Genomic DNA, 18660 nt, shown 5'->3' with positions numbered 1-18660 from the left:
CACCGCAGGTGTCGGCTACCGAACCCAACTTCTCGAGCCACGCGGCTCTGGTCGAGCGCACAGTGCCTCGTCTAGCATCACCTGGTGACTACCGGGTACGACGTGGCGACGGAGGTCGCCCTCGCCCGCCCACGTCGGGCGGTCATCGACGAGGCCTGGCGCCGGCTCGGTCCCGGTGTGGAGGTGCTCAGCGGCAGCGACGGTGGCCCGCTGCGCCGGACCGTGAAACGTATTCTCGATCCGCTGGTGCTGCGGCTTCGTGCGAATCCTCAGTTCTCGGCGGCGATCCTCGCCCCCCGCGTGGCGCGCGACCTACATGACGTGATCATCGCTCACGGCGATCAATTGCTCTGCACCGCACAGTGGTTCGAGGTGCTCAAGAAGAGTCGCAGGCGGCTGCGCATCACCACCGGTAACGCGCAGGAACTCTATTTCCCGGTCTCGTACGAGCTGGCCGTCACCCGCGGTGCGCCGACGGGGGACGTGGAGGCTGTCGCCGATGCCGTTCTCCGTGACGTCCACTCGGATCGGGACCGTACCGCGACCGCAGCTCTGGACAAGCATCTGGCTGCGTCCCAGACCATCTCGACCCTCACTCGACAACTCGAGAGGAGCTGGCGCGACGTGCGTCCCGGTGGGGCGATCACCGGGCCGTTCCTGTCGGGATTGAGCACCGTACTGGCGGAGACGGGCGACCATCGGGCGCGGGCGGCACGGCAACGGGTGTGGACGGCCCTGGTCGCCGACGACACGCCGTTCAATCTGGGGGCGGGTGCACGGGTCGATCCTGCCGCGTTGCCCTGGCGGCTGGTGGACCTCGGTCTGACCTCTACTGAGCCGCAACGACGTCCGCATCTGACGGAGAGGTCCTCCGGGGAGCGGCCGCTCGACCGGGCCGTGGTGGACCGTGTCCGCGCCACACTGCGTCGAGCGCTCGACCGCGAGGAACTCCCCGACATCCCGCTGTTGTGTGCCGAGGAGGTGGACCGGGCGTGTTCCCCCTGGGGTCTGCTGGCAGAGGACATCCAGGCAACTCTTGTCGCCGGCATCGAGGTGGCTGTGGAATTGATGCCGCTGGACGAAAGACACAGCGCCCGATACGGATTGGCGGCGCTGATCCAGGCCCGGCTGCGCAAGGAGGCCTACGTGTTGCACGCCCGCCGGTGCCTTGCCGCGGGCGCCCCCGTTCATCCTCGTCAGCAGCGGGTCGTCGACGACCTACGCGCGTTTCGCCGCCCGTATCTCGGCCGGCTGTGGGCCCGGCTGCACGGTCGTGATGTGTGGCAGGAGTCCTGCGACGATGTCGAGGACATCCGATCACTGCTCGATGGGGTCGCCCGGTCGGCGAGTCTGGACCAGCGGCAGCGGATCAAGGCCATGCTCGCGAACGTGAGCGGGTCCGAGATCGAGGTGGCCGGGTGAGGGTCGTGCCATGAGAATCGGAGTCGAGTCGGGGTTGTGGACCACCGGCAATGTAGAGCGTGCACTACCGCTGGTGACGGTGCTCGAGGTGAGCGGCGCGGTGATGTCCTGGACGCTCGACGAGCAGAGCACGCCACAGATCGAGTTCACCGATGCATCGCGTGCCGACTGGCTGTGGCGAGTGGTCGGTGAACGCGGCCATGTCGCGGTCGCGGCGGTCACCGACGGCCCGACCGATTCCGCGGTGGCGATCGAGCTCGACGGCATCGACGTGGACACAGAGGCCGTCGAGATCCCCCGACGACTCGCCTTGGGACATTGGCTGCGCCGATGGTGGCCCGCCGGTGTGGGCGATGGCATCCCGGCTCTCGACCTGCCTCTGCTCGACGCGGAGATCGCGATTCTCACCTCCGCCGCGGAGATCTTCTTCACCGACGACACCATCGATTCTGGTGTGGCCGAACTGCTCTCGCCACACGCCGCAGCGCTCACCGAACATGTGCGTTCGGGCGATCCACGTGTGGTCGAGATGGTGCGTGGATGCGTGGACCTGGTGGAGGAGGTGGGGATCGGCGATCCGGTCCACCGGTCCGAGTGGGCTGAGCTCTCGGCACTCACTGCGCACATGGACGCACTCGATACGCCCCCACGAGGACGTCAGGATGATTACGCCCTGGCAGCGGGAAGTGGTTCGGGGCCTCGAACCGACGCGATCGCCGCCGGCACCGACACGATTCGCTGGGGTGGTGTGCCTGCGGGAATCTTCGATGCTGCCGAAGACACCGTCGACTGGTACGTGCGAGCCGACCCGGCAGCCACCGTGATCGTCGCGGCGGCGATGGTACCGGGCGCCGACCCGGCGGGCATCGATGTGTCGGTGCGCGCCGCCGGTGTCAGGGGCTCGGCGGTCCTGGGATCAGACGGCCGGGCACATGTCCCGCTGGTGGACACCGACGGCGAGCCGATGAACGATGACCGGGCGTGGTCCCACGACTGGTCGTCCACGTCGGTCACGGTCGGGGTCCCTGTCGAGGAGACACGTGAAACCAGGGACCGGGTGCGAGCATTCGCGCGCCGACGGCTCGGTGTGCCAGGGCCGGACGCGTTCCTGGCGGAGATCCTGGCCGCGGAGGCCGACTACTGACAGTCGTTCACCGGTCAGCGGCTGGCGACGGTCCGGTAGCGCCACAGCGACAGCGGGACGAACACCAGCAGGATTGCCAGCGAGGTGATCAGTGAGTATCCGACGGCATGGTCGGCCACCCAGCCGGTGGCCTGCGGGAAGTCCGGGGGCGCGGAGTTGCCCAGCAGATCACGAGCTGCCGTGGCCACCGCGGTGATCGGGTTCCATTCGGCGATCGCCTTGAGTGGTCCGGGCAGGCTCTGAGCCGAGATGAACGCACTCGACAAGAACGTCGCCGGGAACATCCACACGAAGCCGACGCTCTGCGCCACCTCGACGTTGCGGGCCATCAATCCGGTGAAGGCGCCCACCCACGACATGGCGAAGGCGAGCAGAAGGATCAGACCGAGCGCGAGCAGGGCATCGGCGAAGCTGCCGCGGATACGCCAACCGATGACCAGTCCGGTGATAGCCATCACGGCAACACTGACGATGCTGACCACCAGATCGGAGAGGGTTCGGCCGAGGACCACCGCCAGCGACCACATGGGCAGGGTCCGTAGCCGATCGACCAAGCCCGACTGCAGATCGCCTGCCAGTCCGACGGTGGTGAAGGCCGAGTTGAAAACGACTGTCTGCGTGAAGATGCCGGCCATCAGGAACTCACGATAGGACGCCCCGCCCAGCGTTGCCCCGAAGACGTACGCGAAGAGGAACACGAACATGAACGGCTGAACGGTCGCGGAGACCAGCAGGGTCGGAACGCGGCGGATGGTGAGCAGGTTGCGTCCGGCCATCACCGAGCTGTCGGAGAAGAGTCCGCCACCGGACATCGTCGGTGTGGATTTCGAGGAGGCGGCACGCGGTGCGCCGGTCCTGGCGGATCGGGCCTCGGTGGTCGCGGTCATGCGGCGTTCTCCTCGGGATCGGGCGTGGGATTGGACGTGAGGGAAAGGAACACGTCGTCGAGCGTCGGTGCTTCCACGGAGAAGTCGTGCACCGCGACACCGGCCTCGGACAGGGCCTGGATAATCGTTGCGGCGCTGGCAGTTCCGTCGCTCACGGCAACCTGCCACTCGGTGGAGTGTGCGGTTCCGTGCGGTTCTGAGGACCCGTGCTGGGACAAGACGCGGTGCACCAGATCCCGGTCGATGTCGAGCCCGACCTCCACGGTCAGCAACGTCGACTGGCTCGCCGCCTTCAGCTCGGCGGCCGAGCCCATCGCAACCACTTCGCCGTGATCGATGACGGTGATGGTGTCGGCCAGTGCGTCGGCTTCTTCCAGATACTGGGTCGTCAGGAGCACCGTGGTGCCGCCGCGCACGAGCTGATTGATCAGAGCCCACATCTCGCGGCGTCCGCGCGGGTCGAGTCCGGTGGTCGGCTCGTCCAGGATCACCACACCGGGCTGCGCGATCAGGGCGCCGGCCAGGTCGAGACGGCGACGCATGCCGCCGGAGTAGGTGCGCGCCGGGCGGTCGCGCGCCGACTCGAGGCGGAAGTCGTTGATCAGTTCGTCGGCACGGGTGCCGGCTGCACGTTTGGTCATCCCGTAGAGACGCGCGACCATCCGGAGGTTCTCCCAGCCGGTGAGGTTGCCGTCGACGGCCGCGTACTGACCGGATACGCCGATGCTGCGGCGCACCTGCGCCGGATGCGCGAGCGCGTCGATGCCGAGTACGTGCGCCGAGCCCGCGTCCGGCTTGAGCAGGGTGGAGATGATGCGCACGGTGGTGGTCTTGCCCGCGCCGTTGGGACCGAGCAGCGCGTGCACGGTTCCACGACGCACCTTCAGATCCACACCGCCGAGTGCCTGATGGGATGCGCCGCGGCCGAAGCGGCTCCCGAATGTCTTGAACAGGCCCGACACCTCGATGGCGAACTCGGACCCGTCACCCACCGTGTTGTCGGGCGCCTCACCGTCGGGTCCCTCGTTCACCGGGTGGTCGAGATGCGTCTGCGTCTCCTCATCCATTGATCCACCACTCGCCGTCGCGAGCCGAAGCGGCGACGGCCTTGCGTTCAGGCATGGATCGCTTCAAGCTCGCCGGCGCGATGTCGCGCCAGTTCTGCTCGACGAACTGCAGGCAGTCCTCGCGTCCGGACGGCCCGTGCTGCGAGGTCCACCCGCCCGGGACGGGAGCGAAATCGGGCCACAGCGAATGCTGACCCTCGTGATTGACCAGGACGCGGAAGGTACCCCGCTCGTCATCGAATGGATTGATCATCATTGGTCCTTTCATCAAGTGTTGCAAGGTGATCGCCGAGTGCCCCGGCGACCGGATGGACGTGATCACCGTCGAGTAGCTGGCTGTGCCGGCAGTAGGCGACGGTGTGCCCGATGTCCCCGGTGACGTGGTGACGCCAGTCATCGACAGCGGGCCGTCCGGGCGGTGGGTCTTCGGACGCGGTGACGAACATGGCTGCGCCGTCGTACACCCGCGGTGTCCACTCGCGGGCCACCGCAGTGGCAGCGACGTAGGCGTCGTACAACGACTCGAGATCCGTGACCGACAGATGCGCCAACGGGCCTTCGGAAGCGCGGATGATCTCGGTCGCCTCGTCGATGCCGATGTCGCCGCCCACATCACCGGTCAGCTCACCGTCACCGAAGCCGAACTCCGTCAGCAACTCTCCGACCGACGGAGTCACATCGAGCTCGGGACGGCCGGGGATCACATACGAATCGAGCAGCATCAGCGTCTCGACCTGGTGGCCTTGCTCGTGTAGTTGCACCGCCATCTCATGCGCGATGGAACCGCCCAGCGACCAGCCGATCAGGTGATACGGACCCTCGGGCTGCACGGCCCGGACCTGCTGCAGGTAGTACGCGGCGAGGTCGGGCACCGACCGAAGTCGGGGACCGCCCGACAGCGCCGGGTTCTGCAGTCCGTACAAGGGCCGGTCGGAATCGAGATGCGGCAGCAGAGCGGTGTAGCTCCACGCGACACCGAGCGCCGGATGCACCGCGAAGAGCGGAGCCCGGGTTCCCTGCGCCCGCAGGCCGATCAGCGGAGCCAGCGCCGGGTCGATACCCGCCGCGGCCCCGGTGTCAGCGGGATCGCTGTCGGCGGCCTGCTCGTCGATCCGTGCCGCGAGCTCCTCCGGGGACGAGTCGCTGAACATCCAGCCGACCGGAACCGCGATACCGGCCTCGTCGCGGAGCGTCGCGATCACCTTGGTGGCCAGGAGCGAGTTGCCGCCGAGATCGAAGAACCCGTCGACGGCGCTGACCGATTCGATGTCGAGGGCCTTGGCGAAGGCCTGCGCCACAATGGTTTCCGTTCCCGGCGACGGTTCGCGTCCGGGCTCGGAGGAGAACTCCGGCTTGGGAAGCGCCTTCTTGTCGAGCTTGCCCACCGGTGTCAGGGGCATCGCGTCGATGACCGTGATCGCCGACGGCACCATGTGACGAGGCAACTTGTGGGCCAGCTTGTCGCGGAGAGCCGCGGTGTCGATGTCCGCACCGTCATGGGCCACCACATAACTGAGCAGCCGGGCGGAATGGCCCGCCTCCTCACCGTTGTCCACGATGGTCACCGAATGCTGTACCTGCTCGAGGCCGGACAAGACGGCGTCGATCTCGCCGAGCTCGATGCGGAACCCGCGCACCTGAACCTGATCGTCACTGCGGCCGACGTACTGCAGTGTGCGGGTTGCCGTCCAGCGCACCACGTCACCGGTGCGGTACATCCGCTCGCCACCGACGCCGGTCGGATTGGCAACGAAGCGGGCCGATGTGAGGTCGGGACGCCCGAAGTAGCCACGGGTCACCTGGTCCCCGATGAGGTAGAGCTCGCCGGCCACCCCTACAGGGGTGGGGTGCAGGCGGGAGTCGAGCACAAGCGCACGGACGCCGCGGTTGGGCGCCCCGATCGTGATCGGGGTGTCAGGCGCCATCGGTTCACTGCTGGTGGTGATGATGGTGGTCTCGGTGGGGCCGTACACATTCAGCATCAACCGGTCAGCGGACCACCGGCGGACCAGATCGCTGCCGAAGGCCTCGCCACCCACCGCGATGGTGCGCAGTCCACGGACCCGCCGGTGATCCAGACTGGCCAGTGCCGCGGGCGTGATGAAGGCGTGGGTGACCGCGCCGAGCTCGAGGAAGTCGGCGAGCTGATCGCCACCGAAGACATCGGTCGGGCTGACCACCAGCGCGGAGCGCCCCGAGATGGCCAGCAACATCTCCAGGATCGACGCGTCGAAACTCGGCGACGCGAAATGCAGTACCCGCGAGGCCGATTCGGGCGACATCTTCGCCTTCAGCTCGTCGTGCACGGCCGCCAGACCTCGATGGGGAACCATCACACCCTTGGGCCTGCCGGTGGAACCGGAGGTGTAGATGATGTACGCCAGCTGATCGTGCCGCGTACCGTGCCCGACCTCGGCCGGGGTGAGGGGCAGTGCCGACATGGAGACGGTCGCCCCCTGCACCGCGGAGTCGTCGAGAACGAACCAGTCCACCGCAGGTGGCATCGACTGTGCGTACTGCTCGATGGTGATACCCACGCGCACCCGGCTGTCGGCGAGCATGTGCTCGATGCGGCCTGCCGGGTACGTGGGATCAACCGGCAGGAAAGCCGCGCCGGTCTTGCTGATGGCAATGGTCGCGATGATCGCGTCCACCGACCGCGGAATCGCCATGGCCACCAACGAATCCGGGCCGAGCCCGCGTCGCAGCAACAGCCTGGCCAGTTTGTTCGATCGGGTGTCGACCTGCCGGTAGCTCACACTCGTGTGAGCGTCGATCAATGCGGTGCCGTCGGGATTGTCGTTGACCGCCGCGGTGAACAGCTCCACCAGTGATCTCGGCTTCGGGGCGGGCAGACCGCGCACCGGGGCCAGGGTGGCCTCCTCGACGAAATCGGTGACCGGCGTGTCGCCGACGGGCATCGTCGGTGAGTCGGTGACCGCCCGGAGAACACGGATCAGTCGGGCCGAGATGGCCTCGGCGGTCCGCTGGTCGTAGCGCGACCGTGCGTAGGTCATCTTGATCCGCGCCTGACCTTCGGCGCCGGGGTTGATACCGGTGACGGTGAACTGCAGGTCGAACTTCACCGACTCCGTGTCTACCTCGGTGACCTGGGCCAGAAGTCCGGCGCCGGCATCGAGGTTTCCGCCGAGGCTGGTCTCGGACCAGTCGTGAACCGACAGAGCGACCTGGAAGAGGGGATGACGTCCGGGCACCCGCTGAGGGTTGACGGCGCTGACGACATCGTCGAACGGTACGTCGACGTGCGCGAGTGCTTCGAGATCGCTCTCGCGGATCGACGACAACAGCTCGGTGAACGATGCCGCGGGATCGAGTGTGCTGCGCAGTGCGAGGGTGTTGACGAACATGCCCACGACCCTTTGCAATTCGGGCTCGAATCGGCCGGCCACCGGGGTGCCGATCAGCACATCGGACCCCGAACCCATGCGGTACATCAGAACCGCGAGCGCGGCGTGCATCAGCATGAACGGGCTGACACCTTCTCGGCGTGCGAGTTCCGCGATGGCGCCGCGCAGATCGTCGTCGATGGTCAGCACCGTGTGTCCGCCACTGTGTGCGGCGGCGCCGTCTTGGGCCTTGGTTGTCTCTTCCTGCGACGGGATCGTGGAATCGACGGGGGCATCTGCGAGTACACCCCGCCAGTAATCGATCTGCCGGGCCGCGGCGCTGCCGGGATCGTCGGGTGAACCCACAGTGGTGTGTTGCCACAGGGTGTGGTCGATGTAGCTGACCGGCAACGGGTCGAACTGCGGCGCCTCGCCGGCACTGCGCGCGCGGTAGGCGAGCATCAGATCACCGAGCAGCGTCGGCAACGACCATCCGTCCGCGGCGATGTGGTGCAGCACCACCACCAGCGTGTGGCTCAACGGTCCGGTACGCAGCAACCGGACGCGGATGGGCGGCTGGTTCGACAGGTCGAAACCCTGTGCGGCGGTAGTCAAGACCAGGCTTTCCAGGTCTGCGGTGTCGTGGTTCTCCACCAGCAACCGGTGACCGATCACCTTCGCTGCGTCGGGCTCGGGCACCTGGGTGGCCTCCCCGTCGACCTCGGGGAACAGCGTCCGCAGACTCTCATGCCTCTCGACCAGGTCGATCAGCGCCGAATGCAGTGCTTCGACGGACAATTCGCCGTGGAACTCCACCGCGAAGGGCACGTTGTACGCCGCCGACTCCGGATCGGTGCGGGACAGGAACCACAGGCGCCGCTGGGCCAGCGACAGCGGTGCGGACGTGGCGTGGTCGCGATGGCTCAGTGGCGCTCGCTCACCTCGGTCCGAAACCACGTCGCCTGCCGCGGCGAACCCGGCGAGGTCGGAGACCGTCGGATGGTCGAAGACCACCCTCACCGGCAGTTCGGTACCCAATGCCCGGTTGATCCGGCTGATCAACTGAGTGGCGGTCAGCGAGGTACCGCCGAGTTCGAAGAAGTCGTCGTCTGCCCCGATCTGGTCGGCCGGTACGCCGAGCACCTCGGCGAACAACGTGGCGAGGGCCTCCTGGGCATCGCCCGCCACGGGGCGGCGCTCGGTGTCGGTTCCGCCGACCACGGGTTCGGGGAGGGCAGCGCTGTTCAGTTTTCCGTTGGCGGTCAACGGGATCGAGTCGATCGGTGTGATCGAAGCAGGCACCTGATGGCGCGGCAGTCGGGCCTGCAGGTGGCGCCTCACGTCGTCGAGATCCACCTCGCCGTCGACGGGGACGACATAACTCGCCAGCGTGGCACCCTCCCCGCGACCGCGCACCACCGTCACCGCGAAGCGGATGTCGGGTCGTGCGGTGAGTGCGGTGTTGACCTCACCGAGCTCGATCCGGAACCCGCGGAGCTTGACCTGGTTGTCACTGCGTGAGAGGTAGGTGATCACGCCGTCCGGGTTCACCGTCACCACATCGCCTGTGCGGTAGAGCAATCCGCCCGGTTCACCGTAGGGGTTCGCGACGAACCGCGTGGCCGTCAGACCCGCACGCCGGACGTATCCACGTGCGAGACCCGCCCCGCTGAGATACAGCTCGCCGGGTACACCTGCCGGCACCGGCCGCAGGGCGGCATCGAGAACCACTGCTCCCTCACCACGTACGGGCATGCCGATCGGAATGGGTCCGCTCGGCAGAGGCCGGCTGTCGTCGCCGTTGATCGTGGCCATCACGGACACGACAGTGGTCTCGGTGGGGCCGTAGGCATTGAGGAACGTGCGTCCGGGGGCCCAGGTACGGACGAGGTCGGGACCGCATGCCTCGCCACCCACAGCCAGCGTGCGGAGATCAGGCAGATCTGCGCTCGGAACGGTGGCGAGCGCCGCGGGTGTGATGAACGCGTGGGTGATGCGCTGCGACCGCAGGAACTGCTCGAGTTCGGACCCGCCATAGATTCGTGGGGCGATGACCATGGTGGCACCGGCCGAGACGGCCAGCAGCAGTTCGAGCATCGATGCATCAAAGCTCGGTGACGCGAAATGCAGGGTGCGCGAATCGCTGTCGACCCCGTACCGCTCACGTTGTTCGGCCGCCAGCGGTGCCAGACCACGGTGGGTGACCGCCACGCCCTTGGGCACCCCCGTGGAGCCCGAAGTGTAGATCACGTACGCGATGTTGTCCGGCTGGGCCCACCTGTGACGGGTGAGTCGACGACCACTCATGGTGTTCACGGCTGCACCGAGCTGGCCGTCCAGGCTGATCCACCGGACACCGACGGGAAGATCATGCGCGGTCGCCTGATCGGTCAGGCCCACGACGGCTTTGCTGTCGGTCACCATGTGTTCGATGCGCTCAGCCGGATAGCCCGGGTCCACCGGCAAGAAAGCTGCGCCGGTCTTGGTGATCGCCCACATCGCGGCCACGGAGGTGGCACCGCGCTGCAGGGCGATGGGAACGATGTCCTCGGGTCCGATCTCCAGGCTGAGAAGGTAACGGGCCCAACGGTTCGACCACTCGTCGAGTTCCCGGTAGGTGAGCACCTGGCGACCGTCGTCGGTCAGCGTGCCCGGACCGGCTTCCGAGGCCGGCCACTGGCCCGCGTCGAAGACGAGCGCCGGCGCGTCCGGGTCGCGGCTCACGGCATCGGCGAGCAGGTCGGGCAACAGGGTCTGCTGGTCCGACCAGGCATTGCCCGCCTCGTCGGTTCCCGCGGCGACACCCTCGGGCCACTCGTTCTCGGTCAGCACATCGAGGTCGCCGATGGTGATCTCGGGGTCTGCGACGACGCTCTCGAGAACGCGGACGAAGCGCTGCGCCATGGCTTCGATGACGGCTGCGGGATATTTGTCCCGCGCGTAGGTCAGCCGCATCATGTGCCCGGTCACCCGGAGCTCCAGATCGAAACGCGTTCCCGCGGTGTCGATCTCTGTGACGTCGGCGATCAGCTCCCCGAGCTGGAGGGCAGGGCCGGATTCGTCGGCGAACGCCAGGGCGACCCGGACGAGGGGATCCTGCTGGCGGCGGTCGTCCGCGACCGCGGTGGCCAGTTGGTCATAGGGAACGTCGGCGTGCGAGAACGCGTCGATGTCGGTGTCGCGAACGCGGTCGATGAGCTCGGTGAACTGCGCACCGGATTTCACCGGCGTGCGCAGCACAACGGTGTTCACGAACATTCCGACCAGGTCGGCGAGATCGGGGTGGTCGCGTCCGGCGACCGGGCTACCGATCACCACATCGGAATCGGCGCCCTCGAGATGGACGTCGGAGTGGGTGCTCAGGCGGTGGAGTAGCGCGGCAAACGCGCTGTGCATCACCATGAACAGGCTTGCGTCGCGCGAGCGGGCGACGCTGGACAGTCCGTCCAGGACCTCAGGGGCGATCTGGAAGTCGACCGTTCCACTGCCGTGTTCGCCGGTGTCGGTGTGAGCGAGAATCGACTCCCGGCTCACCCCTGACAGGGTGTCGCGCCACCAGGTCAGCAAACCGCTGATCCGGCTGCTCGGATCCTGGTCGTCCCCGAGTGCAGCCCGCTGCCACTCGGCGAAATCACGGAAACGAACGGGCAGCGGGGCCAGGTCGGGTGTTCGTCCCGCGCACCGCGCTTCGTATGCGACGGCGAGATCGGTTGCCAGTGGACGCAACGACCAGCCATCGGCGGCGATGTGATGGATCACCATCGTCAGCACGTGGGTGTCGACATCCGTGCGGACGAGTTCGGCCCTGATCGGCGGCGAGGTGCGCAGATCGAATCCTTCGACGCCCAATGCTGTTTGCCGCTCGGCCAACTGATCGCCTGCCGATTCGGCGACCGGCAACTCGAACCGCGGTGCTTCGAGCACCTCGACCTGTGGCCTGCCGTCGTCCTCGGGATAGATGGTGCGCAGCGGTTCATGGCGGGCGACCACGTCGGAGAGTGCGAGTTCGAGCGCCGCGACATTCAGGGCGCCGCGCAAGGTGACGGCGAACGCGATGTTGTACGCGCCGGATTCGGGTTCGAGCCGATTGAGGAACCAGAGTCGTGAGGCGGCGAGCGCGGGAACGGAGTCACGCCCGAACGCCGGGCGTTCACGGGCCACGAGTTCGGGCAGAGGTGCGGCCGCGTCGTCGCCGGGCTCTGCTGCACAGGCCCGGGCGAGGCGCGCGGTGGTGGGGTTGTCGAAGAGGGTGCGGACCGGGACGCGGCGTCCCAGCAAGGCCTCGAGACGCGCCACCACCTGAGTGGCCATCAGCGAGTTGCCGCCCATCTCGAAGAAGTCTTCGCTGCGGCCGATGGTGGCGACATCGCGGCCGGTCACCTGCGCGAACATGGCGGCGATCTGCTGCTCGCGGAGGCCGCGCGGTCCGCCGCCGTTGTCTGTCGGGCTGTCCGCGGAACGCGACGGTTCGGGAAGCGCCCGGTAGTCGATCTTCCCGCTGGGGGTCACCGGCAGGCGATCGATCACCATGATGGAACGCGGCACCATATGACCCGGGAGTTGAGCTGACAACCGTTCTCGCAGCGAATCGGCCTGCAACGTGTGGGCGGTCACCGGGCTGACGTACGACACCAATTCCGTGGTGCCGTCGCGGCCCGGCCGGGCGACCGTGACGGCCTCGGCCACCAGGTCGTCACGAATGAGGGCGGCATCGATCTCACCGAGCTCGATCCGGAAGCCACGCACCTTGACCTGGCTGTCGGCACGCCCGAGGAACTCCAGTTCACCGGCCGATGTCCAGCGCACGAGGTCGCCGGTGCGGTACATGCGGTCGCCGTCGCGCCCGAATGGGTTGGCCAGGAACGATTCCGACGTGCGCCGTACCCGTCGGTGGTATCCGCGCGCCAGGTGTCCGCCTGCGAGGTACAGCTCGCCAACGGCGCCGGTCGGTACCGGCTGAAGCCGTTCGTCCAGGACCAGCAGATCCATGCCCCGTACCGGTCCGCCGATGCTCAGGGTCTCATCGGGTGCGATCGGGTCGGTGATGGTGGCAGCAACGGTGGCTTCGGTGGGGCCGTACGCGTTGAACAACCGACGACCACGGGCCCATCGGGAAATGACCTCGGGGTTGGGGTGCTCGCCACCGACGATCACCGTGGACAGCGAAGGCAGGGCGTCCGATTCCATGGTTGCCAGCACCGACGGCGTGACGAACGCGTGCGTGACCGACTGGTCGGCGAGTACGTCCTGGAGTTCGTTGCCGCCGAGAACATGTGGCGGAGCGATCACCATGGTCGCGGCTCCGCCGACCGCCATGAGGACCTCGAGGACCGAGGCGTCGAAGCTCGGCGATGCGAAATGCAGTGTGACGCTGTCGGTCTCGACACCGAACCGCTGCACCTGTTCGGACGTGAAGTCGACCAGGCCGTGATGGCTGACCACCACACCCTTCGGCACACCGGTGGTCCCGGAGGTGTAGATGAGATACGCGGGGTTGTCCAGTGTCAGTGGGCCGACCCGGTGGTGTGACCGGACCGGGTTGTCCGGGGCTGCACGCAGTTGCTCGAGCAGTTCGGGGTGGTCGACTGCGATCGCAGGGGTTCCAGGGGGCGCCACCGGCGAGTTCCGCACGGTGAGGCACAGTTTCGCCCCGGAATCAGCCAGGATGTGGTCGATGCGCTCGGCCGGATACCGCGGATCCACCGGCACCCAGGCAGCGCCTGTCTTGGCGGTGGCCCACAGCGCGATGATCCATTCGAGCGAACGCGGGACCGCGATGGCCACGAAGTCCTCCGGGCCGATGCCTTCCGCGATGAGGAGGTGCGCGAGGGCGTCCGAGCGGGTGTCGAGTTCGACGTAGGTGAGTTCGCGGCCGGCTTCGCGGACCGCGACCGCGTCGGGATTGACCGAGACCGCCTCGGCGAGGATGTCCGGAAGCACCCGCGCGCGGCGTGGGGTGGGACCGGTGGCCGGTACAAGCGCCATCTCCTCCGCGCGACCGAGGATGTTGATGTCGCCGATCGGCCGGGTGGGGTCGGCGAGCACGCCGCGGGCGACCTGCTGCAGTCGTTTGCCCAGTGTGCGGATCGTCGCGTGGTCGAACAATTCTGCGGCGTAATCGATCTCGACATCGAGGCCCGCCGGCTCGCCGTCCGTCGTGTACTGCTCGGTGACGGTGAACTGGAGGTCGAACTTGATGACCCCGGCGCTGATCGGTGCAGCCGACACGATGAGACCCGGCAGTTCGAGGGAGATGTCGGTGTTCTCGTTGAGAGCAATACTCACCTGGAACAGCGGATGTGCTGGATTCGAACGGTCGGGATTGACGGCCTGCACAACTTGTTCGAACGGGGCGTCGGCGTGCGCCAGTGCATCGACCGTGATGGCCTGCAGGCGGGATACGAGATCGCCGAAGCTGTCCGACTTGCTGATCGATGCGCGCAGTACGACGGTGTTGACGAACATGCCGACCAGTTGGTCGAGGGCGTCGTCGCCGCGGCCACCCACCGGTGTGCCCACCGCGACGTCGTCGTCGTTGGCCATCCGACGCAGCAACGTCGCGACCAATGCGTGGACAACGGTGAACAGCGTCTGCTCACCCGGCGCCTGTGCGGCAGCGAGTAGTCCGCGATGCACGTCGGCATCGAGTTCGACGGTGTGGCCACCGGCGCGCATGGTTGGGTTCGCCGGCCGCGGCCGGTCCGTCGGCAGATCGGTCTGCGCCGGCATGTCGGCGAGTGTGAGAGACCAGTAACGAAGTTGCGCCGCAATGGAATCGGGGCTGCTGTCATCGGCCAGTTGCTCGGCCTGCCAGATGCTGAAGTCGCTGTACTGCACGGGCAGCGGCTGCCAGTCGGGTCGGTGACCGGCTGAGCGGGCGGTGTAGGCGATCGACAGGTCGCCCGCGAGCGGGGCGAGTGAGAGTCCGTCGGCCGCGATGTGGTGCAGGACCACGACCAGCACGTGTTCGGTGTCGGACATGCGCAGCAGCCGCGCACGGATCGGGACCTGCTGACCGAGGTCGAAGCCCTCACCGGCCAGCTCACGGCTCACGCGTTCGACATCCGGTCGGCTGACCTCGGTCTCGGCGAGGTCGAGGTCCACCTCGTCCACCGGCAGAACGCGCTGGAACGGTCCGTCGTCGTCGAGTGGGAACACCGTCCGCAACACCTGCTGACGTTCGGCGACATCGACCAGTGCCTGAGCCAGTGCGTCGTGGTCGAGCGTGCCACGAAGCGTCAGGCGGAACGGGATGTTGTAGGCGCCGGATTCCGGGTCTGACCGGTTGATGAACCACACCCGCTGCTGCGCCGCCGACAGCGGGATCCGGGTGTCATCGGTGGTGACCGCCTTGATGGTGGTGACGGCTCGATCGGGTCGGATCAGTGACTCGTCGACGCCCATGTCCCGCAACGCCTCCGCCAGATCCGAAGGTGTGGGCGCCGCGAACAGGGTCTTGATGCCGATGCGCCGGCCGGCCAGCGCGGTCAACCGGGCGACGATCTTGGTGGCGAGTAGTGAATTGCCCCCGAGATCGAAGAAGGATGCCTCGGCGCTGACGGTCTCTCGTCCGAGTATGCCCGAGAACAATTGGCACAGTGCGAGTTCGAGGTCGTCGCGAGGGGCGACCGTTGTGTCCTGGGTGGGGACGAATACGGGATCCGGCAACGCCCGGCTGTCGAGCTTGCCGTTCGACGTGGTGGGGATCTGGTCGAGTTCCACGATCACCGACGGGATCATGAACTCGGGCAATGTCCTTCGGAGTGCGCGGCGGATGTCGACCGGGTCGGGGGATGCCCCGCCCGACGGCGTGATGTAGCCGACGAGCATGGGATCGCCTGTGCCCGGATCCACGCGGACGACCACCACGGCCTCGCCGACGCCTCCGGCGCCGGTCAGCGCTGCCTGGACCTCGCCGAGTTCGATGCGCTGGCCACGGATCTTCACCTGGAAGTCGCTGCGCCCGATGTAGTCGAGAGTGCCGTCCGCACGCCACCGGACGAGGTCGCCGGTGCGGTACATCCGTCGACCCGGCTGATGGGGATCGGCCACGAACCGATCGGCCGTCAGGTCCGGGCGCCCGACGTATCCACGCGCCAATTGTGTTCCTGCCAAGTACAGTTCGCCGACCGCGCCGACAGGCTGGGGGCGAAGCTGCTGGTCGAGAACATATACCGCGGTGTTCCACACCGGGCGTCCGATCGGCACGGAGGCGCCGGTGCTCGAGGCACTGTCGTTCTCGAAAGTGACGTCGACGGCGGCTTCGGTGGGACCGTAGAGATTGTTGACCGGGGCATTGCTGACGCGGCGGAACCGCACAGCAGTCGCCGTGGCGAGGGCCTCGCCACTGGTGAAGACCAGTCGCAGGTTGTCGAGCCCATCGCGGCCTTCTGCGGTCTGCGGATCGGACTCGAACGCGGAGACGAAGGCCGCGAGCATCGACGGGACAAAGTGAGCGACCGTCACGGCATGCGCCGACATGACGTCGCGCAAGTACCACGGATCCCGGTGTCCGTCAGGGGTGGGCACGATGAGATGCGCGCCTGCCGCCAGAGGCCAGAAGAACTCCCACACCGATACGTCGAAGGTGGCCGGGGTTTTCTGGATGACACGGTCGTTCTGGTCGATGTGATATTCGTGCTGCATCCACTGCAGCCGGTTTGTGATCGCTCGATGACTGACCGTGACGCCCTTGGGTTTACCGGTTGAGCCCGAGGTGAAGATCACGTACGCAGGGTGCTCCGGACGCAAGGGTGCGCGGCGGTCGGCGTCGGTGATCGCCCGGTGGTCGACGTCCGAGGTGTCGTCGAGGCCGACGTCGAGAACGGTCGCGGTGGTCTCGGGAGCCTGCTGATCGGTGGCGACCAGCACGATCGACGGAGAGGCCGTACCCAGGATGTGCTCGATGCGGTCCGCTGGGTCGTCTGGATTGATCGGCAGATACGCGGCGCCCGATTTGATGACCGCATGGATGGCGACCACTTGTTCGACGCTGCGGGGCAACGTCACCGCCACCACCGACTCAGGCCCCGCACCCTCCGCGATCAGACGTCGTGCGAGGCGGTTCGTATGCCGCGCCAGGTCTGCGTACGTGAGTGGGTGCGTGGCGTTCCCGGCCGACTGAAGGGCGGGTCGGTCGGCGTGATGTTCGGCTGCCGCATCCAAGAGTTCCGTCAGCGTCTGCGCCGGCAACTCCCGGTAGGTGTCGTTCCAGACGTGCAGAAGCTGTCTGCGCTCGTCGGCGGGTACGGTGCTGACCTGCGCAATGGTGCGGTCGAGGTCGCCGCGGACGATGTCGGTGAGCAGGGCCTCGATACGCCGGTGGTGATCATGGACCTCGTCGGGCGAGTACCGATTGGGATTCGCTTCGAGGTCGAGCATGATGTGCTGATTGCCGAAGTTCTCGTAGACGTTGAACGACAGATCCTCGACAGGTCCGGTGGACAGCAGGTGCACCTCACCGCTGACCGATCCGAAGTCGATGTGGCTGAAGAACAGCATCACGTTGACCATCGGCCCGTAGAAGTCCCGCTCGGTGCCGGTGTCGCCGAGCAGCTCCCGGTTGATGTCCTCGTGGCGGAAGCGCTGGTGCTTGAGGCCGTGTTTGATGTGCAGATTCGCCTGGGCGAACAGTTCACGGATCGTCATGGACGGTTCGGTGGGGACCTCGATGGGCAGGACGTTGGACGTCATCCCGGCGCTCACGCGCAGCATGTCCGAGGTGCGAGCGGCCACGGGGAGACTGATGACGGTCTCATTCCGGCCGGTCAATCCGGAAAGGTACAGGGCGACAATGGCAGTGATCGCAGAGGCCGGCCGCACGCCACAGGCCTTGGCCGCGGCACGCAGGTCCGCGGCGAGTTCCTCGCTGAGCTCAGAAGAGGCGATGATGGCGGTGAGGGCGGCGGTCAGGTCATCGGTCTCGGCGCCACGCCGCAGCACCTCGCTGCGGGTGAGTGACGCCCGCGCGGTCGCCGCGACGTCGGGGTCGATGCTGTCGAGCTGGTCTTTCCAGTACTGGCGGTCGGTCTCGAACCGTTCTGATGCGCGGTACTCGCGGTCCATCTCGGAGATGTGCAGCATCGAGGCGGAGGTCGGGGGTGTGTAGTCGCGTCCTTCGACGATCGCACCGTAATGTGCGGCGACGGCGGTGAGCATGAACATGGCCCCGTAGCCGTCGAAGGCCAGGTGATGCCCCCAGCAGTACCAGATCACATGCTCGTCGGCGAGTTGGAGTACGTAGGTCTCGAGCAGGTGGTCGGTGACCAGATCCACAGGTTTGAGCCGGTGGGTCTTCATCCAATTCAGAGCTGCCGCATGGGGATCGGCATCGTCTCGAAGATCGACGTAGCCGAGTTCGACCTCCCGGTCGCGATCGACGGTCAGTACCGGCTCGTCGTCGGTCTCGATCACGCGCAACAGCGCCGACTCGGTGTCTCGGGCGGTCTTGTGTACGGCGTCGGCCAGTACGTCGAGGTCCACGGGCCCGCGCAGTTCGACATAGGCCGATACCGACAGCGGAACCTCGGAATCGAACTGGTGCGCGTACCAGATCCCACGCTGAGCTGCGGTCATCGGGAATGACGGCTGTGTAGGTGCCTCGTCCGCCTGCCTGTCCTCGTTGCCCAAGGTGAACTCTGCGACGACCAGATCCTGGTCGGTGCCAATGGTTTCAGGCATGCTTGTACCGCTAAAGGCTCGCTTCACAACGCCCCTCCCGTAACTTGGTCGCTCGTTGTGCAGTGTCTTGCGTAGTTGTTCGGTACTGACGCTGCAATAGATTGGTCAGACTG

Annotated in this window: 6 protein-coding genes; 2 read left to right on the top strand and 4 right to left on the bottom strand. The window is 66.9% G+C overall.

Annotated elements, in window-relative coordinates; translation table 11 throughout:
• Positions 1–84: 84 nt before the first annotated feature.
• Both WIMU1_RS16575 and WIMU1_RS16570 read left to right on the top strand, forming a co-directional pair.
• Entirely contained in the window at positions 85–1422 is a 1338-nt protein-coding gene (locus WIMU1_RS16575) for a hypothetical protein (RefSeq protein WP_062798867.1), read from the top strand.
• Positions 1423–1432: 10 nt separating this feature from the next.
• Positions 1433–2566, top strand: a complete 1134-nt coding sequence (locus tag WIMU1_RS16570; RefSeq protein ID WP_062798865.1) for a hypothetical protein — start codon at positions 1433–1435, stop codon at positions 2564–2566.
• A gap of 14 nt (positions 2567–2580) precedes the next feature.
• On the opposite strand, the gene WIMU1_RS16565 is transcribed toward WIMU1_RS16570, so the two are convergent.
• The 4 genes from WIMU1_RS16565 to WIMU1_RS16550 all read right to left on the bottom strand — a co-directional run bounded on the left by WIMU1_RS16565 (position 2581) and on the right by WIMU1_RS16550 (position 18547).
• Entirely contained in the window at positions 2581–3378 is a 798-nt protein-coding gene (locus WIMU1_RS16565) for an ABC transporter permease (protein ID WP_030164726.1), read from the bottom strand.
• 71 nt (positions 3379–3449) lie between these two features.
• Complete coding sequence (locus WIMU1_RS16560; protein ID WP_062798863.1) at positions 3450–4520, bottom strand: ATP-binding cassette domain-containing protein; 1071 nt, start codon at positions 4518–4520, stop codon at positions 3450–3452.
• Positions 4513–4773, bottom strand: a complete 261-nt coding sequence (locus tag WIMU1_RS16555) for an MbtH family protein (RefSeq protein WP_030164721.1) — start codon at positions 4771–4773, stop codon at positions 4513–4515. The genes WIMU1_RS16560 and WIMU1_RS16555 overlap by 8 nt, the downstream gene beginning before the upstream one ends.
• Positions 4754–18547, bottom strand: a complete 13794-nt coding sequence (locus tag WIMU1_RS16550; protein WP_062798862.1) for a non-ribosomal peptide synthetase — start codon at positions 18545–18547, stop codon at positions 4754–4756. Before WIMU1_RS16550 ends, WIMU1_RS16555 begins: the two co-directional genes overlap by 20 nt.
• Positions 18548–18660 lie beyond the last annotated feature (113 nt).

Source organism: Williamsia muralis NBRC 105860 (assembly GCF_001598915.1).
Classification (GTDB): domain Bacteria; phylum Actinomycetota; class Actinomycetes; order Mycobacteriales; family Mycobacteriaceae; genus Williamsia; species Williamsia muralis.
This window is presented reverse-complemented; position numbering and strand designations above follow the sequence as displayed.